We start from the raw sequence: 23952 nt of genomic DNA, 5'->3' as shown, positions 1-23952 counted from the left end.
CTCAGATACCCGGGTAAGATTCGTTCACCAACCTTGATTAAATGTTAGTCCAATAATGGCGCCGAATCAACGTTTTTACACCGTAATTTCGCACTAGTGAAAGGGCTTGATATTGCTCATGTTTACGCCTATTATAAAGTTATAAATTTCGCCGACAGCGAAATTGCATCGAAAATTTAGGAGGGTTGCATATGAATTCGATCGGCGAAGCCATTCGAAGCACGCGAAAAAAACATAAATTAACGCTCAAGAAGGTAGCTCAAACAGCCTCTGTATCCTTATCTTTTCTTAGTGAAATTGAACGCGATAAGGCGAATCCGTCCATCAGTGTTCTGAAGCGCATAGCGAATGCATTAAACGTGAATTTTACCGATTTGTTTGGCGAGGAGAAACGAAGCATTGTCGTTAGGAAAAACGAGCGCAAACCTTTGGTGCATTCCGAAGGTTCCCGTATTACCTGGTACGCGCTCAGTCAAGGAAGCAGCAACCGAATGGGACCGATATGGGGAGTGTTGGAAGAAGGAGCGGCTTACGGCGACATTGGTGTCGGCCATAGCGATGGAGAGGAATTTCTATTTGTCCACTCCGGGCGTTTGGAGTTTATGCTGGGCAATGAACGTTACACGCTCGAAGAAGGGGACAGTATCTATTATGATGCCAGAATCCCCCATAGTTATAAGAATATCTGGGAAGGCGAAACGCTGCTAATAGCGGTTGCTACTCCGCCTACTTTTTGACGGAACGGAATTGGAGGTACATCCGTACGAACCGCTGATGATCTTTTATAAAGAACAGCGGAAGGGAACCCCTTTAGTATTTTTCGCCGATAGGCCCGTTAAGCTGAACATGCGTTCCATGATCAAAGCTACTCTGCGTCGGGGAAGAAAACGACCCAACTGTGCCGCCATATAATTGTTGCGCCCGTCGATGATATAACTGCTGCCTCTATCGATTCCAAGAAATCCGGCTTGAACAACGTTCTCCGGGGTGGACATCGCGCTGCCCGCCGCCATGCCCCGGCTGCCGACAGCCTCGAAAAAACCTGTATCCGTCGCACCCGGGCACAGGGCAAGTACACGGACACCGCGTCCGCGGGTTTCCGCCCATAGCGCTTCGGTGAAAGATAACACGAATGCTTTGGAAGCACCGTAAACAGCTGAATAGGCGCAAGGCGCAAACGCGGCCATTGAAGCCACGTTTACGACGATGCCATCCTTGCGCCCCAACATGCCGGGCAGAAAGTGATGCGTCAGGTCGACAAGCGCAGCGGTGTTCAACATAATCTCTTCCTGCTCTCGCTCCGGATCCATATCCTCAAAGCGGCAGTATGTGCCGAAGCCTACGTTGTTGATGAGAATATCGACCGCGAGGCCGAGATCGCCCATGGTTTGGGCTAGTTGGCGCGGGGCACCTGCTTTGGACAAATCGCTCGGCAGGGCATATTACATTGAGTATACTCGTTGACGTAAGGTCGAGTACAAGGTAAATGGAAGCATTATGAATTTCTTTTTCATGACAAGGGATCCCGCATAGAATAGCCTTCGAAGAAACTTGTCTGCCGTTTACTTCGATACAGGAAGGTTCCGGGCCTCAACCCTTCGATACCGCGCAGCCCCAATTAGCATTGGAATGGAGATCAGAAGACTGATCACAACCGGAACAATGGAACCTTCAAGTCCAAAATGGCCACCTGTGAGAAGTGCGGCACCGTTCACCTCTACAGTAAATAGACCGGCAGATGAGTGTCCGGAAACAGGAATGCCTAGCAACTCCTCAATGGCATTCCACGAAAAATGCAGTCCCATGGCAAACCACAAGTTCCGCCGCCACAGGAAGGCCGCTCCGAGCAGAACGCCTGCTTCCAGGGCTATGGCGAACCCGCTCCATAATGTTGCCCCTGCATTGCCAAGATGGGCAACTCCAAAGAATAGAGAGGTTATAGCGAGCGCGAGCGGTGTTCCCCCCAGTTTATCAATGGCTTGTAACATAAGTCCGCGAAAGATAAGCTCCTCGACAATGGCTGCTCCTAAAGCTGCTCCAATGGTGGATAGTAGAACAGAACCCGCATTCGCAGAACTTGCCCACTGAAAGGAGTATCCTCCCAGAGCCATAATGATAAAGACGGACCCTGCGATAAAGATTGTCCCGGTTAGCACGCCCAGCAAGGTTTCGATCCCTGCGCGCTGACCAGCTATCTCCGGAGTGGCACGCCGGGCCAGGTATGTCAGCGTAAGCTTATAAATCAAGATGGCCAGCAACCCCATCACTAGTGTAAGGACAAGGGAAATCACCCCGTCCACTCGCTCTGTCAACTGCCGGAATAACGTATCTATGACAACAATACCGACAGCCCCCGCAAGCGTCCAGACGATTGGAAAACGCCAAAATGTACTCCAAGCGCTTAATTTCCCGCCATTCTGCAGGCTCTCTTTATTTGCGGACACTTTTTTCTTCATGTCTTACATTGCCTCCTCGGTTGGTTGATGCTATGAGTATAGGCTGAAAAAGTCATAGGAGACAGTGCGCTTTTGTCATCATTTAATCTATGGCTATATGCGAAAAAAGCCGGTAACTCTAATGAGTCACCAGCTTTTTGGGGATCGGCTTATGAATGATCCAGCATTCCCGAATCTCGGGCTTTACGGGCGGCCTCCCGCCTTCCTTTCACATTCAGCTTCGAATAAATCGTGGAGATATAATTTTTGACCGTTCCTTCACTAAGATACAGCGCCTCGGCAATGTCTTGATTACGAAGGCCAGAAGCCAGCTTATGCAGCACTTCGATTTCACGGGCAGTGAGCCCGAATTCATTATTTCTCGCAGGGTTGGTATTGTTGATGCTCTTGATCATTTTACTTGCCATTTCCTGCGAGATTAAAGTCCCTCCCGCCTGAACCACCCGTATGCCTGCAGCTAGTTCTTTGGGATGAAGGGCTTTGAGCAGATAACCTTCTGCTCCACAGCTTAACGCCGCTAATACATATTCAACTTCCTTATAGGAGGTCAGCATGATGATTTTGGTTGCAGGTATTCGTTCTTTAATCAGGGTCGTTGCGGCGACGCCGTCCATGACTGGCATATTGATATCCATCAACGCGATATCCGGCATAAACTGCTCGCAGCCTTTCAGTGCCTCTTCGCCATTCTTGGCCAAACCGACAATTTCCAAATCTTCTTCCATGGACAACACGATATGTAAACTCTCGAGAATCAATTCTTGATCATCAGCAATCAGCACCTTAATTTTCTCCATGCGGCATCATTCCTTTCAGCGGGATTTCACATCGGACTTCGGTCATTGCTGGAGTTCCCTTCACAGAAAATAGCTGAAGGCGACCACCCAACCGCTCAACCCGCTGTTTCATCGTGGTCAAGCCGAAGCCGTAATTGAGCTTGTCGATCGGGTTCCCGTTATTTCGAACGGACAATTGCAGATCGCTCTCGGAAAATGTAAGCTCCAGATGAAGCTGAGATGCCTTTCCATGCTTTAATGCGTTGGTAAGGGATTCCTGGATGACCCGAAGGACCGCTTGCCGGACTTCAAAACGTATGGAGCGTTCTGTCTCCGGCAGACTCAAAGTCAGGACCGTACCCGTGTGTTCCCGGAAACGGGCCACAAGGGATTCAACCTGTCGAATCAGACTGGATTCCTCTTCTTCTCCCATCTCGTGAACGATGTTTCTCATCTCGTCCAAATTATTCTCAGCCAATGTTCTTAAGCGAGTTAATCGATCTTTGGCCTCGGCAGGCTTGCTATCCATAAGGGCAATAGAGGCATCAAGGCTCAGAATGAGTGAGATAAAGGAATGTCCCAGTGTATCATGAAGCTCCTTCGACATGCGGTTGCGCTCTTCAAGCAGAGTCATTTTCTCGATCTCGGCCGAGTAGTGAGTTAATAGTTTATTTTGACGTTCCACTTCGGCCACCAGTGTATTCTTCTGATTATACGCCTTGGCGACGAAGCTTGCCCACATGCCAATGAAGCAGAATAGCAGATTGTCTGTTCCGATACTTAGGGCTTGCTCCCAAGATAATCTGAGGTAAGATTGAAAGGAAAATGGAATAAAAACAATGACGGGGATGATCCAAAGGGTTTGCTTAGTCAATAAGTACCCCATTGTAAGACTCGGCAGCAAATAGTCAGCTTTTGAAGTCAGATCCGGATCAATCACAGAATGCACATAATAAGAACCGCCTAGTAACAGCTCTAGTATACAAAACCAGAATTTGTTCGTCGTCCGGCGCCCAGGAAACCAGAACAGCAAAGGGACGACAAGGGCTATGCTCAGCCAGATCACGTCTAATAACGTTCGGATCGAAAACTCACTTACCGTCAGAGCCTGGGACAACAGCAAAATGTAATGGTATAAACGAAGAGCGAATATACCCCAATCCATAAAAGATAATATTCTATTCATAACATCATCATACAGGAAATCTATAAACTTGGAACCTCGCATTCCAGCCAGCACCCGTTGACAACTATTAGGTGCCCTGATTTCGCCCTTTAGATGATAAGGAAGAACCGTACTAAGTAACAGCGAAAAGTAGAACTAGAAGAACAAAAGGCGTCCAGTTGGACGCCCATTCATTTTACTTTGCGAGTATGACAAACTAAAAAAAATGAAATAACTCTTCAACCAGCAGTCAGTAATCACTCCGAACTTCTACTTTGCAAAAAAGTAAACCAGGTTCCAATTAACTCCGAACTTATCAGTCAATACGGCAAGAAGTGCGCCAAAAAAGGTCTTTTGCAATTCAGAATCAACTTTTCCGCCTGTCTTGAATGCTTCGTATACCGTCTTGATTTCCTCTTCATTATCGAACTGCAGGTAGATTCGATGATTCCCGCCAGGGGTTACCGGATAACCTACTGCCGCGGAGTCAGAAATTTGGATGATAGAATGATCTAACAGAAAATGGGCGAATGTCGCTTTACCATCATTCTTGTTGAGAACCTTTACTTCACCATTCAATACTTCATGATAGAACTTTAATGCATCTTCACAATGGTCTACGATTACTAATGGGTTTACAGTTTTCATTTTAACTCCTCCAATTAAGAATTTGATTTCTCGGGGCACCGATGAACACATCACCTGACGACCGGTTTCCCTTGTCACTAACAATGTCGTAAGCGTGCGAAAAAACGTGACCGATTGATCGAAATTTTTTTCTCACATCTCCGTCACATTTACAGAGCTTCTATCGACAAATAAGTAAATAAGAAGTGAAGGGTGGGATTGTGGCGCATGAACGACCACAACTGGCTTGTCGAACAATTTGAGGCGCATCGGAATCATTTGCAGGCGGTGGCTTACCGGATGCTCGGATCTCGGAGCGAAGCGGATGACGCAGTGCAGGAGTCATGGATCCGTCTTATCCGCTCAAATACGAGCAAAGTCGAGAATATGGGGGGATGGCTGACAACCATCATTTCGAGGGTGTGTCTTGATATGCTTCGATCACGTAAGTCGCGGCGGGAAGAGCTTGCGATGGCTGGTGCACCTGAACCGGTTACAGGTCATCAAGACGGAAGCAATCCCGAGCACGAAGCGGTAATTGCTGATTCCGTCGGTCTTGCGATGCTCGTTGTCCTCGAGAAATTGAATCCCGCTGAACGCATTGCGTTCGTACTTCACGATATATTCGCGGTGTCTTTCTCGGAGATCGCTTTCATTATCGGGTGTAACGAGCCCGCAGCAAGACAGCTTGCGAGCCGTGCACGTCGTCGAGTCCAGGGGACCGAATCAACTTCGGAAACTGCGGAGCTTCAGGGAAAAAGGGAGCTAGTCGATGCATTCCTCGCAGCGTCGCGTAACGGAGACTTTGAGAAACTGCTCTCGATATTGGACCCGAATGTCGTACTTCGAAACGACTCCGCGTTCGCGCCAGTCGCCAATGTGCCGATTGTTCGCGGTTCAGTTGCCGTGGCCAAGCAGGCTAATCAATTCGCCACTCGTGCCCGTAGTATGGAGCTGGTGCTTGTGAACGAATCGGTAGGTGTCATCGCAGGACAATTGGAACAACCGATATTCATTCTCGAATTCACGGTTGTGGATGGCAAGATCACTGAGATCGGCATGACAGCCGATCAGGTGCGCCTGAGCGGGCTCGACATCGCCGCTTTGAAAGATTAAAAGTAACGGCAAGTTTCTGTTGTACCGTATTACGTATCAAGGGAGCATTCAATGAACAAAACAGATCGTTAGTTGGCCATCATGCTGGAGCTAAGGGAGTATACAGCTATAGATACTCGCCACTTGCGAGTATGCCTTCGATTTAACCATGACATCGCAGATAAGGTGAAGGAATCGAACTATCATTACGTAGAGGATATGAAAGAGCATCAAGATGGATTCCGAAATCAAATTCGTGAGGAAACCCCAAAAATTCTAAAACGCTACTGACATAAGGTTGTCAGTAGCGTTTTTTTATAATTGGACAGGTAAATGTAAAGGAGATAGATAAGGAAAATGTATGTTTACAACGGCTGTGGGACACAGCCAAACCTGTTATTAGGAAGGATGGTATCTTGTGAATTTCGCTTCTGTACGCATTATTACTGACGACGTGGATCGTCTCGTCGAGTTCTATGAGAAAGTCATGGGGGTTTCGGCGGAGCGACCCGCGCCCGTATTTGCCGAACTTGCCTTGCCATCATGCACCCTTGCAATCGGCCACTCCCAGACGGCGCAGCTATTCGGCGTCGGTTCCGTAGTGGGGGGCTATAATCGCACGGTCATTATTGAGTTCCGCGTCGACGATGTCGAAGCCGAATATGTGCGCTTGAAGCCATTTGTCGATCATTGGGTAAAGGAACCGACCATGATGCCGTGGGGGAACCGTTCTATGCTATTCCGCGATCCCGATGGCAACCTTCTTAACCTCTTCGAGCCGGTGACCGAGGACGCGATTAAACGGTTTAGAGGTAGACATTGAATCCACTGCAAGGGCGACTTCAACAGCTTTCCTGAAACCCCCTGACGGAGGTAGATATGGAACTACACTAAGAGATACAGGATGAAATTATGGGAAGATTAGAGACAACCTTTCAAGGGTTCCCCTAATCCGCTTTGTTTGGTTCCTTCAATTTAAAACTAAGGGGGAAACCTCAGTAAATAAAATGATCAAAAAATACAAAGGGGCATGTTGCGGCATGCTCCTTTCGCATTTTTCGCCGATAAAGACGGTAAGCTGAACCGTATCGCAAGTAGTTTAAATTCACTTAAAAATAATTCCTAAGAGATACCTTATACCAGTAAATACTTTTTCTTTTATATCATTTCAAGGTCGATGATTTCCAAGTTATTTTTGATGCAACTGTCACAAAATGAGCTGCATTGGTGTTCTAAGAGTGTAGGCAGGAGGGGGTAAGATTTTTGGACAGACATTACGGAGAGTCTAAATCAAACTCGGAAGAAATCGAGATGCTGGTTGAAAGGACTAAGCTTGGTGATAAGGAAGCTTTTGCTTCCATTATAAGAAACTTTGAAAAACCAATGTATATCTATTGTTATCATATGCTCAAAAACAAGGAAGAAGCCGAGGATGCTCTACAAGAAATATTTATCAAAGTGTATGAACAGATACATAAGTATCGTCCAAATATGATTTTCTCGGCATGGCTGTACAAAATTGCCTACAATTACAGTCTGAATCAAATCAGGAGCAAAAAAAGGTGGTTTCGTTTTATAGATCGTTATAAATATGATCAGCCTGAAACCTCAACTCAGCAAATAGACAGTCAAGCTACACTGAAGGATTTTCTAAATTTACTGACTGCCGAAGAGAGACACATATTAGTTCTCCGTGCGATTCAGCGATACAACTTTAACGAGATTAGTGAAATCATGAATATGAAGCCAGCAACCGTGCGCAAAAAGTATGAACGCCTTCGCAAAAAACTGCAGACGAAGGAAGTTAATGAAGGAGGGACAGTGAATGCGTCGATCACCTAATCCATCTAAAACCGTAAATATTCACCAAGTGGAGCAAATGATTCGGGACACGGAGACGCCAGAGCACAGCATGAGTCAACAGATTGTAGAAAAGCTTGAATCCAAAAGCGTGTCAAGACAAAAGCCATTCTTTACAAGAAGAGTGGGAGTCATCGCAGCGGCATCGGTTGCTCTTTGCGTGTCTCTAACTCCTGTCATGGCTCAAGCCATAGAGCGGCTATCATTACTTGAATATATTAATCCGTTTGCCAAAGAAATGAAAGTAAATCCAAATGAGACGGCGGATACACTTTATGTACAAGGCTCGGATGGGAATAAGAAATTTCATTCGGGGATGATTCGCTTTGATGACATTGAGGACCAAGAGTTTAAAAGCCAGCTGCAAAGGGTTTGGAATGAGATTTTCCCTCAGGGAGAAGCAATTAATGAAGTAATTATGTACGAATATAAACCAAACACATTTCACATAGAGGCGCGAAACGAAAACAGATCCATCGAATTTGACGAAGGTAACTGGTATTATGCGACACAACCGATTGGAGAGAATCAGGTTCCAGATGCTGCAAAAGATGCAGCGGATCAAATTTTTAATAAAGTTGGGGATTTTAAACAAAGTAAACGGTCAGTGAGTCGAATGATCCTAAGACCCAATCAAAACCCCGTATATAAGTTCGTGTACAACACAGACAAGGGTTCTATCCTCATTGATGTACAAAAAAATACGAATCAGATCACAAGGGTTGTAGCCTTTCCGTTGTCGGATCAACTCAATAAAGTGGATGATAAAAATAAATATCGTGACTTGGTTGAGAAAACAAAAGCAATTGAGCTGCACAAGATTCGTGAGGAAGCCGTGAAACAAGCTAAAGTTTGGATGAATCTGGACTTGGCTGATTATAACGTATCCAAACTTGAATACCGGTTCGATACATTAACGTTCACCAAAGCGGGTTCTCCAGACGTGACTGCGCTGTTCACCTCTAAAGGAACGATCTATTCTATTAAAATTGAGCTAAAGCAGTTATCTGAGAAAGGAATGGACTAATCAATGCAATGAGAGGGGGTGATGGCTTCTGATTTCATAGATTTATTTCAACGTGGCTGAAGCATTCCATTACAAACTGTAGGTAAGTAAATAATAAATAAAGGAGTTTATTCGTATGAACAAAAAAATAATTTTTCCTATCGTCGGAGCAGCCTTATTATCAGGGAGTTTGCTTGGATTTGATACACTGAATCAATCCAATGCGTATAACAACGTAAATTCAAACATTGAACAAGGTGCTAAATCAGAGCAAACCCCTATGCAAAAGGCTCAGGATAAGCTTAAAGAATTGACAGGAAATACGTATACGTTAATTCAAGGAACCACTACGAAAGATACTATCCATTTTAAAAGAGAGAAAATCAAGGACGATATTATTGCTTATAACGCGAATGGAAAGCTCGAAACGATCAGTATTAAAATCAATTATGAAGATCTAAATGGTGGCAAATATCAAACCAAACTGAAAGAAACGTGGGAAGCTTTATTCCCGGGGGAAGAACCGAAATATGTGAATATCTCAGAGTCAATCTACTATGAGGGTACAATCTCATCGAATGCTATGCAAAATAAACAAATGTATATGCAGGAGAATGGAAATATCTATGGCGTGAATTATGCTCCTGACGAAGCCCCGGCAAGCGTACAGAAGAAGGCTGCTCAGGTATTCTCCAAGCTTACTGATGGAAAAGTCAAGCAAGGTGCTGAGTTGGATCGGATGTATGTCCGCGATGGTAAACCGAATGTGTATCAATATAAGTATAAATCAATAACGATGGATGTAATCTTTTCCATTGAAGAACAGACGCTGGAGCTGCTCCAAGCTGATGTATATCATAAGGATGGTAAAAGTGTAGATAATTATGAAGAATTCCAGGAACGAGAAAAAGAAAAAAGTGCAAAGATGATGAAGTTGACGTTAGACACTTTAATGAAGAACGCAATGAAAGACGCAAAAAATATGCTGGATCTGGATTTGAAAGGATATAAGGGAGCAAGAGGTACAAATGCATGGGATGAGGATCATATGACGTTCACCAAAGAAGGGGCGCCTTCAGTTACTGCCAGATTTAATAAAGACGGATCGTTTAGCAGCTTTACCATTGATAAATATAATCAGACAATCGATTTTTCCGGAATGACCATCGCAGGTCCCCCAAATGAAGAACTCAAATTGTTAATTGACTGATATGTATTGAAAAGCAGCTTGGAGATGCACTTATATTTCAGTATAACCATGAGGTAGCAAAAGAAAGGAATTCATTGACATGAACAAAAAGAAAATTTTCCCTATACTCGGGGTAGCTTTATTATCAGGAAGTTTGCTGGGATGCCAAACTCCTGTTCGGGCAGATTCGCCCAACAAAGTAAATATCAATGCTTCACAGAATGTTAAAGCGGATCAGAAGCTTATGCAGCAGGCTCAGGATAAACTGAAAGAGCTAACAGGAAATACGTATAAGTTAATTCAGGGAACTGCCATGAAAGACTTTGTGAATTTTAAAAGAGAGAACTTCAAATATGATACTATTTCTTATAAAAAGAATGGAAAGCTAAATGATATCGGTATCAACATCAATTATGAAGATTTAAACGGTGGGAAATATCAAAGCAAACTGAAGGAAACATGGGAAACGTTATTCCCAGGGGAAGAACCAAAATACGTGAGTATCTCCGAGTCTATCTACCGTGTGGGTACAATCTCATCGAATGCCAAACAAAATAAACAAGTTTATATGGAGGATAACGGAAGTATACATGGCGTAAATTATGCACCTGACGATGCCCCGGCAAGCGTGCAGAAGCAGGCTGCTCAGGTATTATCCAAGCTTACCAATGGTAAGGTCAAGAAAGGAGAAAAGTTGGATCGTGTGTTTGTCCTTGATGGCAAACCGAATGTGTACCAATATAAGTATAAATCAAAAACGATCGATGTGAGCTTTGCAATTGAGGATCAAACGCTGGAACTGCTCCAAGCAAGTGTCCAAAGCAATGGTAAAGGTGTAGACAATTACAAAGAATTCCAGAAGAAAGAAAAAGCAAAAGATGCAAAGCTCAAGAAGCTGACGTTGGATGCATTAACGAAGAACGCAGTGAAAGATGCGAAAGCGATGATAAATTTTGATTTGAAGGGATATAAGGGAGCAAGAGGAACAAATGCATGGGATAAGGATCAAATGACGTTCACCAAAAAAGGGGCTCCTACAGTCACTGCTACAGTGGATGCAGATGGATCGTTTAACAGCTTTATCGTAGAGAAGTATGGTCAGCATCTCAGTTTCGGCGGAAACACAATCGTAGGGCCTGCAAATGAGGAGCCAAAAATATTAATCAACTGATTCTAAATGTGGAAATCTCCTATATAACTTGCGGAAGCAGATTCAATCTCAAACGGAGCTCAGCTTGCATTAGACTGCTGGGCCCCGCCTGAAATATAACGCCTTTGGGTGTTATCTTATTTTGAAGGCTGAATGGAGCTCATCAGTGCATTCAATTCGGACTGTAATTGCAAATGGAGTTTCTCTACGATCGAAAAATCGGTGGCCGCAACATAGTAGGCCTTAATCTGAGAATCGATGGCTTCGGCTTCCGCCAGATGGGAGGTAGCCTCTTTCATTTTTGCCGAATAGCGCGCCTTGATACCGGCTATTTCGTCAGCATAGGCTTCATCGGTACCAGGGGCTATCGTCCGTGTGTACATATCTAGGATCTCATCCCCGTCCCGATCGGGGAAGTATTCATGCGGAGCGGTACTGTCGAAGATCGCTGTTTGAAGCTCCGGGAATATCAGCATATCCAGACTGTTCGGGTCAAAGCCGCAATGAAACACTTGAACGTCGATTCCTTTCTGTTCGGCAGCGGAGGCAAGCTTTTTCAGCAGCGTCGATTTGCCGGATCCCGCCCTTCCTTTGATGAAAATCCGTCTTTCCAGCTGAGCGGTCAAGCTTTGAATAAAATCGAATGCTCCCCTTGGAGTCGCAGCCCCGAAAAATAAGTGACGCGAAGCAGTTGGCGTATCGCTTTCATGACCGGCGTATAATTCTTGAACCAATTCCAGCGCAATCTGGTCGGCCTTCGCAAAATCCATGTTATCGATATAAAATTTTTCCCACTCGTCATGAATCCGTAGGGCCGTTGCGAATGTTTCATACACATTTGAATAGGCGTTCTCAAGCTTGCCGCTAAGATCTTCTATCGTGATGAAGTCTCCCGGTGAAATAAGGCTGTTATCGAACGCTTCCCCAAAATCGATAAAGACGATGTCACCGGCCCCGCTATCCGAAATCCCCTTACTGACTCGCCCGTCGACAATACCAACCTTCAATTCCGTAAAAATAATGCCATCCAGTTCGTCGGGACGGAGAGGGGAGTGGAAACATTGCACATGGAAGCCTTTATCCAGCAGGCGATCCACCAAGCTTTGCATGACCGTCGATTTCCCCGTGCCTTGGGGCCCCGTAAGGACAAATATCTTGTTCAACCCATCAAATGCGGATGTATACAAGAAATGAGCCCCGCGCGCAGTGTTGCCGTGGGCAAAATAGTGAGATGATGTTAGTACCAACCTAAACCCTCCTTTGTGCCTATTCCGATTCGCAAAGTTTACAGAATAAGCATGATTGGGATAAGTGCCTATTCATTTGTATATTCCGCGTTGTAACAAGTGGTGTTCGTCCTCTCCTATGATTTTCGCTAATTGTTGAAGGGACAACAGAAGGTAAAAGATCAAGCCTGCGACAAATGGGGAGATTTCACTTGCCCTACGCAGGACTTTCTGTTATTTTTGATAGTAACAAAGTGTTATTAACAAAACGATACTAAGTGTGTTGGGTGTTTTCCTTCTATAAATCAGTGGAGAAAGCTGAGGGGATGAATTGTGAAAAAGGTTGCGAGTGGCTGGAACCTGTTCGAAATCGCGTGGTTGGTGCTGTTCACCTCGATTGCTGTGGGGTTTACGGTGATTTCTAAGGACTCTTTATTCGGTTTTACCGTTTTTATTACTGGGGTGCTATGCGTGGTGCTTGCGGCGAAGGGCAATCTAATGAGCTATGTTTTCGGCATGTACAATACAGTCGGTTACGCTTATCTGGCCTATATTAACGGGTTGTTTGGAGAGGTCATGCTAAATCTGTTATTCTTCGTTCCGATGAACGTCATTGGCTTCTACATGTGGAAAAATCACCGCCAAGACGGCAAGCTGATCATGCGCCAAATGGAACTTAAAGGTCTGCTTCTCGTTGGGACAGTCTGCATTTTAGGCTGTTTGCTGCTGGGATTTGGGCTTTCGTTCATCCCGGGACAGAACTCGCCTTACATCGACGCTACTACGACGGTGCTGTCCGTTGTGGCCACCTTTTTAATGGTCCGCAGATTCAAGGAACAATGGCTGGTCTATATTGTGTTGAATTTGTTTACGGTGCTGCTGTGGGCGATTCGATTGCTGGAGGGCAGCAGCGAAGGCATGCTGATGATCGTCATGTGGAGCGCGTATTTGGTTAATGCGGTATACGGCTATTACAATTGGAACAAAGGGGTCAAGGAGGTGGCGGCATGAAAACGCTCGGATTAACGCTGGGGAAGTTTGCCCCGCTGCATAAAGGGCATCAGTTCATGATCGAAACGGCGCTGCAGGAGGTCGATGAGTTAATCGTGGTCATTTACGAGACGACGGTCACGCCGATCCCGCTTCATATCCGGGCGAATTGGATTCGACGGCTGTACCCGGCAGTCCGGGTCATCGAAGCTTGGGACGGTCCTGACGGGTATTCGGATGACAGAGAGCACGAGATTCGGGAAGAACAGTATATCCTCCGTTTACTGAACGGCGAGCAAGTAACGCATTTTTACTCGAGTGAGTTTTACGGCAGGCATATGAGTCTTGCTTTGGGCTCGGTCGACCAGCGGGTCGATGAAGCCCGCGAGCGGGTTCCGATCTCTGCAACGATGATCCGTTCCGACCCATATAAGTACAGGGAGTTCATAAGTGATATCGTGTACCGGGACTTAATCACGAAGGTGGTATTTGTTGGGGCGATGTCGACGGGCAAGTCGACCATCACTGAAGCGCTGGCACGGCGGTATAACACGACCTACGCGAGTGAATACGGACGCGATTATTGGACCGAGCATCAGGTGGACCGCAGAATCGGCCTGGAGGCGTTTGATGAAATCGCTGTGGGTCATATCGAGCGCGAAGAGCAGGCTTTGCTCGCGGCGAACCGATTTCTCTTCGTCGATACCAATGCGATTACGACGTATATGTTCGCCATGGATTACCATGGCCGGGCGCCAGAACGATTAACACGGATTGCCCTGGAGAACGCGCAGCGCTACGATCTGTTCTTCTTGTGCGACGACGATATTCCTTACGATGATACGTGGGATCGAAGCGGGAATCAGAAGCGGCATGTTTTTCATAAACAGATCATCGCGGATTTGAAGGAGCGGCGCATTCCCTACATTATGCTTCGGGGAAGCTTGGAAGAGCGCATGCGCAAGGTAGACGAGGTGCTGGCGAAGTTCGAGCCCTATCGAAACTATTTCGGGGAGCTAAAACGGTTAGAATTAGATGCAGACAGGGAGTAAAATGAACCCATAACCACAACCCATTTAGAATCAAAAAACAAGGAGGCGCCCCCATTGGACTTGTTGGATCGGGACGGACTTACGGAACGCGAATTTTTGGAGAAGTACCGGGCAGGAGATTATGAGCGGCCTTCGGTGGCAACCGATATGGTGATCTTCACGGTTACGGACGAGGCGGCTGACAGCTATCGGAAGTTACCCGAAAAAGAGCTCCGCATCCTGCTCATTCGCCGGGGAGGTCACCCCTTCCTGGGTAAATGGGCGCTGCCTGGCGGCTTTGTCCAGCCGAGCGAGACGACTGAGCAGGCTGCGGCAAGGGAACTGCGCGAGGAAACCGGCGTGGACGACGTTTATTTGGAGCAGTTGTATACGTTCAGTGATATCGGGCGAGATCCCCGAACCTGGGTGATGAGCTGCAGCTACATGGCTCTGATCAACAGCGATAAATTGGAGCTTCAGGCGGGAGACGATGCGGCCGACGCCGCTTGGTTCAAGGTCTCCTATCGGCTGCTGCGGGAGCAGAAAGAGCTGATGGAGGACGGATACGTCAAGACGCTGGAGTATGAACTCAAGCTAAGTGGTGAAGAGGAGCTTTCGGCGATCGTGGCCAGGACGTTGACCGTGAAGACGACATCCACCAGCACGGAATATAAGATCGTATCGAATAACGGTTTGGCCTTCGACCACGCGAAGATTATAGCGTGCGCGATCGAGCGGCTGCGGGGAAAAGTGAACTATACCGATATTGCGCTGCACTTAATGCCAGAGCTTTTTACATTGACGGAGCTGCAGCAGGTTTATGAGGTCATTATGGATAAAGAGCTATTGAAGGCGGCCTTCCGGCGGAAGGTGGCCGATCTCGTGGCGGAGACTGATCATTACACCGAAAATGCGGGACACAGGCCATCCCGCTTGTATCGGAGAAAACTGGAGGACTAACGATGATTTACAATCTCGATGAGCTAAGAAAAGCATATAACGAAGGGAGAACGTTCAAGTTTGTATTCTTTTGGGGCCATACGCCGCCTAAGGACGGGAGCGTCGACAAAAGCTGCTTCAGCCAGTGGTGGATGTGCCCGTTCACGGTAGAAGGGACGGAGTATTCCTGTGCCGAGCAGTTTATGATGGCCGAGAAGGCAAGACTGTTCGGCGACCATGAAATGCTGGAGTCGATCCTTACAGCTAAGCATCCTAAGGAGATGAAGGCTTATGGGCGCGCGGTCCGGAACTTTGACAAGGATACTTGGGACAAGGAATGCTACGGCATTGTGAAAAGAGCCAGCTTGGCCAAGTTTTCGCAGAATCCGGAGCTCGGCGATTATCTCAAGTCAACGAAGAACCGCATCCTCGTCGAAGCCAGCCCGCGGGACCGCATATGGGGGATCGGCATGGGCCAGTCCAATCCGGATGCGGAGAATCCCGTGAAATGGCGGGGCCAGAACCTGCTGGGGTTCGCGCTGACCGAAGCGCGGGACGAGCTGCAGCAGAGATAGTTTTTTGGCAGGATCACAGAGTTAGGGATCGTACTACTTCAGCGTAATCGTATGCGCCGCAACAAGCTCCTTCTTATATTCCGTCGATAGACCCGTTAAGCTGAATCTTATCATAAGTGACGGCAAGTTTTTCGATTGACAGCAACAAGAATACGTGATAATTTCACGGTAGGATAATAAAGGCAATGTAACCTTCGGGTTCAACCTCGCTGAGAAGTGGGTTGGACCCTTTTTGCATTCCAAAACAAGGGAGGATTCGTAATGTTGAGATCAGAATCGCTGTTACAGCGGCTGGGCGAGATCGGCAAGTCGCTCGAACGCAAGGGGGGAGCTCTTTTATTATTGGGAGTTGGTTCCGTTGGGGTCGAGACAGACCGGTTGGATGAATATTCGGATTTAGATTTCTTTGTCATTGTAAAGCCCGGGGAGAAAAACAGATATATAGACCGGTTGGATTGGCTCGAGGACGTACACCCTCTTGCCTATTCATTTAAGAATTCGGGTGTTGGTTACAAAGTCCTGTTCGAGGACGGTATTTTCGGGGAATATGCTGTATTCGAGGAATGGGAGCTGGCGAACGCCACCTATACGGAAGGTCGGGTCATTTGGAAGGACCCTATGTATGCCAATACGGCAATCGCTAAACCTTCCAACCCGATCCCCAGCCTAAAAGTGGATTCCTTGGACTTTCCTTTGAATGAAGCCTTAACCAATCTGTACGTGGGGCTTGGTCGCTATGCTAGGGGAGAGCGTCTATCCGCGACGAGGTTTGTTCAAGGATACGCAGTCGACAGGATTCTATCCGTGCTCCATCTGCTGGAGCAAGAGGTGGACTACTATCCCGACCCATTCGGCAATGAGAGGCGTTTAGAGCGGAGATACCCCCGTTTTGCGGAAATCATAGGAGAGATGATACAGGGTTACGATCATGTTCCCGAATCGGCACTTCGCATTTTAAATTTCATAGAAGAAGTGTATCCGGTCAATCGAAGGTTAAGCGATGAGATACGGCGACTGGCTAATCTAACTTGCCGAGTTGATACGCAAACGGAATCGACGCACTAGCGCACAATAGCGTCTACTAGGGGTATACCAGCGTACTGACGATATGGGCGAAGGATATGGATTACAAAGAAAGAACTCTCCGAGTATGGAGAGTTCTGTTTATTGCGTACATCGATTTATCCATTTTGGGAATGACATCCAAAAACGGGGTCAATTAAAGAGATAAAGTATCCAGCGGTATTTCAAATGCGCGTTTAATAACTAACCCGGCAGCAAGCTTGGTTTCATCCGGTTTGTTATGAAGGTAGATCAATTGTACGTTATTAACTGTCACAGGCAACTGGTGCATCACCCTGGCTCTAATCTCGTTGAACATTTCGGGGCTGATGGTATGAATGACTCGGCCCGTTATAAGCAGACTGTCTGGATTTATAAATGTAATGATATTGGTAACGGCGATCGCGATGCCATCGACAATTTTTTCGTATAAGCTAAGGAACTTAGGATCTCCTGTTCTTATGCCTTCTGCGAACTCCTCTAGTGTGCATTTGATGGAAACACTAAGTCCGCTGCTGGAAGCCAGCGTCGTTAAGCATCCGGATCTGCCGCAATGGCATGGATAGGCATCTTCTCCATAGAAGCCTTTATAATGCCCGAATTCACCTGCAACAAAGCTTGATCCCGCTATAATTTGTTTATCATGGACGATCGCGCCGCCTGTACCGTAATCAAACTTGATGGTGATATTGTTATTAGAATCCTTCAAGCAGCCGTTCATATTCTCGTTGACAGAGAGAAGATTGACATCGTTCTCAATATACACGGGGATGTTATATTGGTCTTCAAGCAGCTGCTTGAGCGGCAGGCGATGAACGCCTATGCCGGGTGTTCGCAGAACGATGCCATGCTGAGAATCTACCAGGCCCTGCATACTGATTCCGATCCCTTTTACTTTGGAGGAGTTGGGTACCTGGGTGAGCAGCTCGTCGATAACTTCATGCAACAGCTGCATCAGCACATCGATAGAACCATATTTGTTGCTCGTGCGTTCTGCGGATGCGACAGCTTCTTGACGCAGGTTGAACACTTTTCCGCGAATGTATTTGCCGGCGAGCTCAAGCCCGATGGCATAAAAATGGCCGCTGTTGATATGAAGGCCGACTCTTTTCCTTCCGCTGCCTGCCTCCAAGTCGATAAGCTCCCCTGTCACGATTATTTTTTCCTTCAACAGGCGATTCACGATATTGGTTACCGTTTGTCTGCTTAGTCCAGTCTTTTCCGCAAGCTCTACGCGAGAGATCGGCCCCTCTGAATAAATGAGAAAAAGAACCTTCTGCTGATTAATTGATTTTAATAACATATGGCTGGTTTGTTTAACCGAATCACTCACAATATGCATCCTCTTTCCAACAACGTTTTATATAATATAGATTCAAAACATTTGACAAATTAGAAACATACTTTGCTTCAAGTGTAGCATTAATACGAGGCGAATAAAAGTTGCAAGTTCGTTTAATTCAACGAGCATATCATTTAAATTTTCATAAAAACGACGATAGATGGCGGTATTATGCAGCAGAATACAATCAATGCGAGAAGTTATATTCCAAAAATACTTAAAAAACGAAACAGATTGTATTGACATTGTTATAAAAAAAGATATTATATTTGTAAACTGATTTGATTAAATACAGAAAATGACGCCTAGAGGAGTAAGTAATGGTATGGATCGGATGGATAATTGCAATCGCAGCGATGACGGTGCTGGCTTACATATGCTGGCTGCATGCAGTTATATTACAACCTGGTAAAGCAGATGCGATTATTGTACTTGGCTATGTATCTAAAGACGGCCGAATACACCCTTTGCTTAAGGAAAGACTGGATGAGGCTTACAAACTTTTTCAGCAGTATGGGCACAAATACATCATTGTATCGGGGGGAGCCGTTGGTTCACGTCGCTCGGAGGCAGAGCTCATGAAGAAGTATCTGGTTGAGAAGGGCGTTCCGGCGAAAAGAGTATTAAAAGAAGACAAGTCACACAACACCGTTCAGAATTTAATCTTTAGCAAGCAATTGATGGAGCAGTACCAGCTAAAATCTTTTATGATCATAACCAATTTATTTCATGTCCGCCGCACGAAGTATATTATGCATCGTCTTGGCATGAATGGCGGTTTCAGCGCTAATCGAAGCCTTAGAAGCATTGTGGGATTCCAGCTCAAATTAACATTTTCAGAAATTCGGGCGTTTCGATTAACGCTCCCCATTATCAGGCGGGAAATCAATGATCAAAACAATTGACAAAGTGGTTGACAACTGGTCGACAAGTGATTAGAATGTAAGCGTTTACAGAATATATGGGAGGTGAGGCTTAAGTGGCTATAAGCCAAAAGTTGTTTACAAATTATTTACCCGGACTTGATTGGTAATTAACAAAACATAGTTATGCTTAAATAGTTAATCCAATTTATTTATTAATTAACGGGGGCGAAATAATGTTTAATGGAAAAATGAAACGATTCATGAGCACGGGTGTTGCAGCGGCATTATCTTTAGCTATGCTGGCTGGTTGCGGTGGAAACAGCGGGAAGAACGAGGCTAGCCCAAGTACAACTCCTGCTGGGGCGGATAAGCCAGGTGTATCTGCAGAGGTAGAGACTTACGAGAATGGATTGCCGAAGAATGAGGAAGTAACGCTAAAGGTAGGCTTCTTTGTAGGAGGATATGGCCGGGAGTGGTTCGATTATGCAGTTGAATCGTTCACAGCCAAGTATCCAAATGTCAAAATAGACATCACGGCTTCAGCCGATATGAAGACGATTCTTTCTACAAAAATCTCTGCAGGCAATGATAATGACATGTTTGATCTATTTAATACGGATCCAGCGGGAGGTATCGTGGGGCTTGCTGAAGCCGGCAAGCTTGAACCAATGGATGACATTTGGGAATACCCTCTTCCAGACGTGCCGGACAAAAAGGTCAAGGATCTTATGATGCCGGGTATGTACGAGTCAACGCAGCTGATCAATGGAAAAAGGTATGAATTCACGACGGCGAGCAGCTTTGGCGGGTTGTTTTTTAACAAAAAGCTATTCGAAGAGCATGGCTGGAACCAAAACCCGAACACATGGGATGAATTTAAAGCGCTTCTAGCAGATATTAAAGCGGACGGCATTGCTCCCATAACGTTCCCGGGTATTCATCCAAGCTACCATAACTGGGCTTTCGGAACAGCCAAAAATTTTGAGCTGGCTGATATCAATGGCCATGTCGACGAATTTATCGAAAATTATAGAACCTATGGTCTGCCGCAATACACAAATCCGGAGACGGTTGAAACCTGGACGCGCATCTACGAGCTTGGCCAACAAGGATATTTTGCAGAAGGACTTCCGGCATTGAACCATACGCAATCGCAAATGCAGGTTATTCAGGGGCAAGCGGCGATGGTATCGACAGGGACTCATGTCGAGAATGAGATGAAGGAAGCAACACCCGAGGATTTCGATTGGGGCTTCATGGCTGTTCCTTTCAGAGATGACACCAATCAAACGCTTTGGATTCGAAGCGGCACTTCAAACTTCAACTATATCTGGGCAGCTAAGCCGGAGCTTAACAAAAAGTGGGCCAAAGAATTGATCACATGGATGGTTACGCTTGAAAATCAACAATTCGCTGCTGAAAAAGCAGGCGCTTTGCCAATGCGCAAGGATTTGACGGAAGACCCTGCCAGAACAGCTAATCTTTCCAGCTCCGCCCAATCTGTTCTGAAATACATTGCGGATAATAATGCTCAAACTTATAAAGCAAGCCGGTCTATCAGTATTTCGGATCCGAATCTTGCTCAAGCGGAAAAATTATTAAATGAGAATATTGTTAAATTTGCTATGGGTATGCAGGATCCGAAACCGATTCTGGAGCAAGCTGAAGAGCTGCTGAAGAAAGCAGTAGAGGCTGAAAAGAAAAAATAAGACGTGATGGAGCGGGGAGGATTCATCTCCGCTCTTCCGTTTTAACTTCTGCGACCTATAGGCTACACGCTGAAAATGACTTATAGTACGTGTTCAAAAAGTCGGATTTTCAGCACCGAGAAGGTTGGATGAAGCTAGGGAGTGAGGAGCGGAGCGTACGTTCTGGGTACGTGAGCACCGGAAGGCCCGGCTGAATTCAAGATTCGATGCCGAGTTACTTCTTGACTCACTTCGTGATCAAAAGGCGATTTTTTGAACAACCTCTTATAAACGTCTAGTAAGATAGGAGTTGACCTCTCGTGTCAGATTCAACCGTTGTGACGACATCAAAAGCCCCTATGCGCAAGCGTATGGGTCTAGATAAAGCGAATACGCAGAAGTGGATATTTCTGTTCATAGCCATCGTGCCTCCCTTTGGCGGATATTTGCTTTTTACGTTGTTTCCGAACATTTTATCCGTTTATTATGCGCTGCTCAATTGGGACGGGTTTACGGATGCAACGTTTGTGGGGCTGTCCAATTTCGTCACCGCATTTCTAGATAAATACGTGTGGCGCGCGCTTACCCACAACTTGATTTTAATGATAACGGTGCCCTTCTTTGTTATTATCATCTCTTTGATACTTGCCTATTTAATTACAAATAAATCGTATAAAGAAAATAAGTTTTTGAAGATATTGTTTTTCTTTCCGAATGTGTTATCTACGGTCGTAGTCGCGCTCCTCTGGGCTTTTATTTATGACGGATCGTACGGTTTGCTGAATGGGCTTCTAAAGTTCATTGGCATTGATACCGGTAATTTCTATTGGCTGGGCAATGAAAACACGGCGCTTGCAGCGATTATCCCGGCATGGGTATGGGGCGGCGTCGGCTTGTACGTCATTATCTTTGCCAATGCGATGCTGGCGATTCCAAAGTCATTGTACGAGGCGGCGATTCTTGAAGGGGCCGGACATATGTCGCGCTTGTTTAAAATTACAATGCCGCTTGTTACGCCAATTATTCGGGTCAGCGCTTTGTTCCTGATCGTTGGCACGATGAAGGGCTTTGAAATCATCCTCATTATGACAAATGGGGGCCCATTCGGGTCGACGGATGTCATCGGCCTCTACATGTTTAACTTGGCTTTTGGCGTAGAGTATCGGAATTACGGCTACGCTTCCGCAGTCGGTATGATCCTGTTCGTCATATTAGTAACGGCAAAGCTGTTAATCGATAAATTTGTGCCGAACAAAGGCTACGAGTATTAGTTTCCATATGAAGTTCGGAGGGATAAAGTTTGAAGGAAAAACGAACGTTTATGGACGTTGTGTGGCGTGTGCTGCTTTATGCTTGGTCGTTGACCATATTATTTCCTTTAGTCTGGGTTATTTATGAATCGTTAAAAAGCAATCCTGAGTTTTTTAAAGATATATGGGCGCTGCCTTCGGAACCAAGATGGCAGAATTATTCGAAGGCTTGGAATCAATACGGTTTTGGGCAATCACTCTTAAATACCCTTTATTATGTTGGCGGAAGTCTGGTGCTTGGGCTTTTCTTTACGACAATTAACGCCTATGCGCTTACTCGAATGCAGTTCAAAGGTAGAAAATTGATTTGGGGCTTGATTATGTTGTCCCTGTTCCTGCCTGGCATCAATGCGCTTGTACCCCAGTATGTAGTGATGAGGGAACTGAATTTAACCAATAGTTTGACCGGATTAATTCTCCTGTCCAGTCTGGGGGAAAGCGTGTTCTACCTTATGCTGCTCGGAGGGTTTATGAGCTCTTTGCCGATGGAGCTTGAGGAGAGCGCAACGATGGATGGCGCTACATTATTCCAAAAGTTTTGGCGTGTTATTGTTCCTTTGTCTACACCGGGAATTGTAACCGTTGGCGTATTCAAGTTCCTAGGGTTCTATAACAATTTCTTAGCGCCGTTTATCTATTTGAGCGATCCCAAGAAGTATCCCATTGCGGTGCAAATGTATTCTGCGAATAAGCAAATGGAGTTTACTGCGGATTGGGTAACTTTGTTTGCCGGTGTAACCATTGCGATGGTACCGTCCATTATTATTTATATCTTATTCCAAAAGCTTCTGATGGAAGGCGCGACCATGGGAGCGGTGAAGGGATGAATACGGTGCAGCAAGTGAAGGCGAAATATAAGGTGATTGCCTTGGATCTGGATGGGACTCTTCTGACGGATGAAAAGTGCATTACGGAAGAGACCAAAAAGTGGCTTCAATATGCCGTAGGTCAGGGCGTTAAAGTGATGTTCTCCACCGGAAGAGGCTTGCAAACGGCACAGGTCTTCTGGGATGAGCTGGGGCTTGATTCCCCGATGGTGCTGCTCAATGGCGCGGAAATTTGGGAGGGGCCGGGCAGGCTTAAGAAGCGAGTCTTCCTCCCCCGGGATACGGTCCGCCATATGCACGCCATTGCTGCCGAACGGGCCGAATGGTACTGGGGCTACAGCGTGGAGAGCTTGACGGGCGACAAGGATTGGACGCCTGAGATGTTCGAGCGAGATTGGATGAAATTCGGGATCGGCAGCCATGATCAACAGAAGCTCGCGGAAATTAAGGAGGAGCTGCTCCGATGGGGGACGCTTGAAGTTACCCGTTCGGCCCCTACGAATATGGAGATATCAGTTAAAGGAACTACCAAGGAAAGTGGAGTGCGTGAGGTTTGCCAGATGCTGGGCTTCTCGATGTCCGATGTCATTGCGATGGGAGACAGTGATAATGACGCGAAGCTGCTGAAGGCGGCAGGTCTCGGTGTGGCGATGGCCAACGGTGAAGAGCATATCAAATCGATAGCGGACGTTATGACGGCTACCAACAACGAGGACGGCGTTGCTCAGGCGATTCGGAAATATGTATTCCAAATGTGAGGGAGTAGAAATAG

The 23952-nt window shown here is 46.1% G+C and carries 24 protein-coding genes; 17 read left to right on the top strand and 7 right to left on the bottom strand.

All coding sequences use genetic code 11. From position 1 onward, the window contains the following. The first annotated feature begins 191 nt into the window (after nucleotides 1-191). Nucleotides 192-737 (top strand): XRE family transcriptional regulator, encoded by a 546-nt coding sequence (locus MKX98_RS33700; protein ID WP_339220745.1) that lies wholly within the window; start codon nucleotides 192-194, stop codon nucleotides 735-737. A 45-nt stretch (nucleotides 738-782) separates the two neighbouring features. Here MKX98_RS33700 and MKX98_RS33695 read toward each other — a convergent pair whose 3' ends face one another. The 5 genes from MKX98_RS33695 to MKX98_RS33675 all read right to left on the bottom strand — a co-directional run bounded on the left by MKX98_RS33695 (nucleotide 783) and on the right by MKX98_RS33675 (nucleotide 5045). Next, on the bottom strand, nucleotides 783-1424 hold the full coding sequence (locus MKX98_RS33695; RefSeq protein ID WP_339220743.1) for an SDR family NAD(P)-dependent oxidoreductase: 642 nt from the start codon (nucleotides 1422-1424) through the stop codon (nucleotides 783-785). 138 nt (nucleotides 1425-1562) lie between these two features. Continuing rightward, a complete protein-coding gene (locus MKX98_RS33690; RefSeq protein ID WP_339220741.1) occupies nucleotides 1563-2456 on the bottom strand; it encodes a type II CAAX endopeptidase family protein in 894 nt (297 codons plus the stop codon). A 149-nt stretch (nucleotides 2457-2605) separates the two neighbouring features. Then, on the bottom strand, nucleotides 2606-3253 hold the full coding sequence (locus MKX98_RS33685; RefSeq protein WP_220687074.1) for a response regulator transcription factor: 648 nt from the start codon (nucleotides 3251-3253) through the stop codon (nucleotides 2606-2608). Then, nucleotides 3240-4418, bottom strand: a complete 1179-nt coding sequence (locus MKX98_RS33680; RefSeq protein WP_339220739.1) for a sensor histidine kinase — start codon at nucleotides 4416-4418, stop codon at nucleotides 3240-3242. The genes MKX98_RS33685 and MKX98_RS33680 overlap by 14 nt, the downstream gene beginning before the upstream one ends. Nucleotides 4419-4667: 249 nt before the next feature. Beyond that, nucleotides 4668-5045, bottom strand: coding sequence for a VOC family protein (locus MKX98_RS33675; RefSeq protein ID WP_194540246.1), 378 nt, complete (start codon nucleotides 5043-5045; stop codon nucleotides 4668-4670). A gap of 207 nt (nucleotides 5046-5252) precedes the next feature. Here MKX98_RS33675 and MKX98_RS33670 point away from each other — a divergent pair, with 207 nt between their 5' ends. The 6 genes from MKX98_RS33670 (at nucleotide 5253) to MKX98_RS33645 (ending at nucleotide 11345) form a co-directional block, all read left to right on the top strand. After that, nucleotides 5253-6140, top strand: a complete 888-nt coding sequence (locus tag MKX98_RS33670; RefSeq protein ID WP_339220737.1) for a sigma-70 family RNA polymerase sigma factor — start codon at nucleotides 5253-5255, stop codon at nucleotides 6138-6140. A 397-nt stretch (nucleotides 6141-6537) separates the two neighbouring features. Next, entirely contained in the window at nucleotides 6538-6942 is a 405-nt protein-coding gene (locus MKX98_RS33665; protein ID WP_194540244.1) for a VOC family protein, read from the top strand. A 440-nt stretch (nucleotides 6943-7382) separates the two neighbouring features. Further along, nucleotides 7383-7961 carry a sigma-70 family RNA polymerase sigma factor gene (locus MKX98_RS33660; RefSeq protein ID WP_194540243.1) on the top strand — a complete coding sequence of 193 codons (579 nt, stop codon included), beginning with the start codon at nucleotides 7383-7385 and terminating at the stop codon, nucleotides 7959-7961. Continuing rightward, nucleotides 7945-9006, top strand: a complete 1062-nt coding sequence (locus tag MKX98_RS33655) for a hypothetical protein (protein WP_194540242.1) — start codon at nucleotides 7945-7947, stop codon at nucleotides 9004-9006. The genes MKX98_RS33660 and MKX98_RS33655 overlap by 17 nt, the downstream gene beginning before the upstream one ends. A gap of 115 nt (nucleotides 9007-9121) precedes the next feature. After that, a complete protein-coding gene (locus tag MKX98_RS33650) occupies nucleotides 9122-10195 on the top strand; it encodes a hypothetical protein (protein WP_339220734.1) in 1074 nt (357 codons plus the stop codon). Nucleotides 10196-10274: 79 nt separating this feature from the next. Beyond that, nucleotides 10275-11345: a hypothetical protein gene (locus tag MKX98_RS33645; RefSeq protein WP_339220732.1), complete on the top strand. Its 1071-nt coding sequence runs from the start codon at nucleotides 10275-10277 to the stop codon at nucleotides 11343-11345. A gap of 116 nt (nucleotides 11346-11461) precedes the next feature. Here the strand turns inward: MKX98_RS33645 and MKX98_RS33640 are convergent, their stop codons facing one another. Continuing rightward, nucleotides 11462-12571 (bottom strand): PRK06851 family protein, encoded by a 1110-nt coding sequence (locus tag MKX98_RS33640; RefSeq protein WP_339220730.1) that lies wholly within the window; start codon nucleotides 12569-12571, stop codon nucleotides 11462-11464. Between the two features lie 312 nt (nucleotides 12572-12883). Here MKX98_RS33640 and pnuC point away from each other — a divergent pair, with 312 nt between their 5' ends. From pnuC to MKX98_RS33615, 5 genes are all read left to right on the top strand, one after another. Further along, on the top strand, nucleotides 12884-13561 hold the full coding sequence (gene pnuC / locus MKX98_RS33635; RefSeq protein ID WP_339220728.1) for a nicotinamide riboside transporter PnuC: 678 nt from the start codon (nucleotides 12884-12886) through the stop codon (nucleotides 13559-13561). Continuing rightward, nucleotides 13558-14592, top strand: coding sequence for an AAA family ATPase (locus MKX98_RS33630; protein WP_339220725.1), 1035 nt, complete (start codon nucleotides 13558-13560; stop codon nucleotides 14590-14592). Before pnuC ends, MKX98_RS33630 begins: the two co-directional genes overlap by 4 nt. Before the next feature lie 54 nt (nucleotides 14593-14646). Beyond that, nucleotides 14647-15531, top strand: coding sequence for an NUDIX domain-containing protein (locus MKX98_RS33625; RefSeq protein WP_339220724.1), 885 nt, complete (start codon nucleotides 14647-14649; stop codon nucleotides 15529-15531). Nucleotides 15532-15533: 2 nt separating this feature from the next. Then, nucleotides 15534-16085, top strand: a complete 552-nt coding sequence (locus MKX98_RS33620; RefSeq protein WP_339220722.1) for an NADAR family protein — start codon at nucleotides 15534-15536, stop codon at nucleotides 16083-16085. A 261-nt stretch (nucleotides 16086-16346) separates the two neighbouring features. Then, nucleotides 16347-17150, top strand: a complete 804-nt coding sequence (locus tag MKX98_RS33615; RefSeq protein ID WP_339220720.1) for a hypothetical protein — start codon at nucleotides 16347-16349, stop codon at nucleotides 17148-17150. A gap of 154 nt (nucleotides 17151-17304) precedes the next feature. On the opposite strand, the gene MKX98_RS33610 is transcribed toward MKX98_RS33615, so the two are convergent. After that, on the bottom strand, nucleotides 17305-18450 hold the full coding sequence (locus MKX98_RS33610) for an ROK family transcriptional regulator (protein ID WP_233354698.1): 1146 nt from the start codon (nucleotides 18448-18450) through the stop codon (nucleotides 17305-17307). A 395-nt stretch (nucleotides 18451-18845) separates the two neighbouring features. Between MKX98_RS33610 and MKX98_RS33605 the strand changes: the two genes are divergently transcribed. From MKX98_RS33605 to MKX98_RS33585, 5 genes are all read left to right on the top strand, one after another. Then, complete coding sequence (locus MKX98_RS33605) at nucleotides 18846-19394, top strand: YdcF family protein (RefSeq protein ID WP_339220717.1); 549 nt, start codon at nucleotides 18846-18848, stop codon at nucleotides 19392-19394. A 194-nt stretch (nucleotides 19395-19588) separates the two neighbouring features. Then, complete coding sequence (locus tag MKX98_RS33600) at nucleotides 19589-21064, top strand: extracellular solute-binding protein (protein ID WP_220687086.1); 1476 nt, start codon at nucleotides 19589-19591, stop codon at nucleotides 21062-21064. Between the two features lie 299 nt (nucleotides 21065-21363). Continuing rightward, nucleotides 21364-22314 carry a sugar ABC transporter permease gene (locus MKX98_RS33595; RefSeq protein ID WP_339220715.1) on the top strand — a complete coding sequence of 317 codons (951 nt, stop codon included), beginning with the start codon at nucleotides 21364-21366 and terminating at the stop codon, nucleotides 22312-22314. A gap of 29 nt (nucleotides 22315-22343) precedes the next feature. Then, a complete protein-coding gene (locus tag MKX98_RS33590) occupies nucleotides 22344-23180 on the top strand; it encodes a carbohydrate ABC transporter permease (RefSeq protein ID WP_071219381.1) in 837 nt (278 codons plus the stop codon). Beyond that, nucleotides 23177-23938 carry a Cof-type HAD-IIB family hydrolase gene (locus MKX98_RS33585; protein WP_339220713.1) on the top strand — a complete coding sequence of 254 codons (762 nt, stop codon included), beginning with the start codon at nucleotides 23177-23179 and terminating at the stop codon, nucleotides 23936-23938. The genes MKX98_RS33590 and MKX98_RS33585 overlap by 4 nt, the downstream gene beginning before the upstream one ends. The last annotated feature ends 14 nt before the right edge of the window (nucleotides 23939-23952 follow it).

Origin of the sequence: Paenibacillus sp. FSL W7-1332 (assembly GCF_037969785.1) — a bacterium.
Lineage (GTDB): Bacteria > Bacillota > Bacilli > Paenibacillales > Paenibacillaceae > Paenibacillus_AQ.
This window is presented reverse-complemented; position numbering and strand designations above follow the sequence as displayed.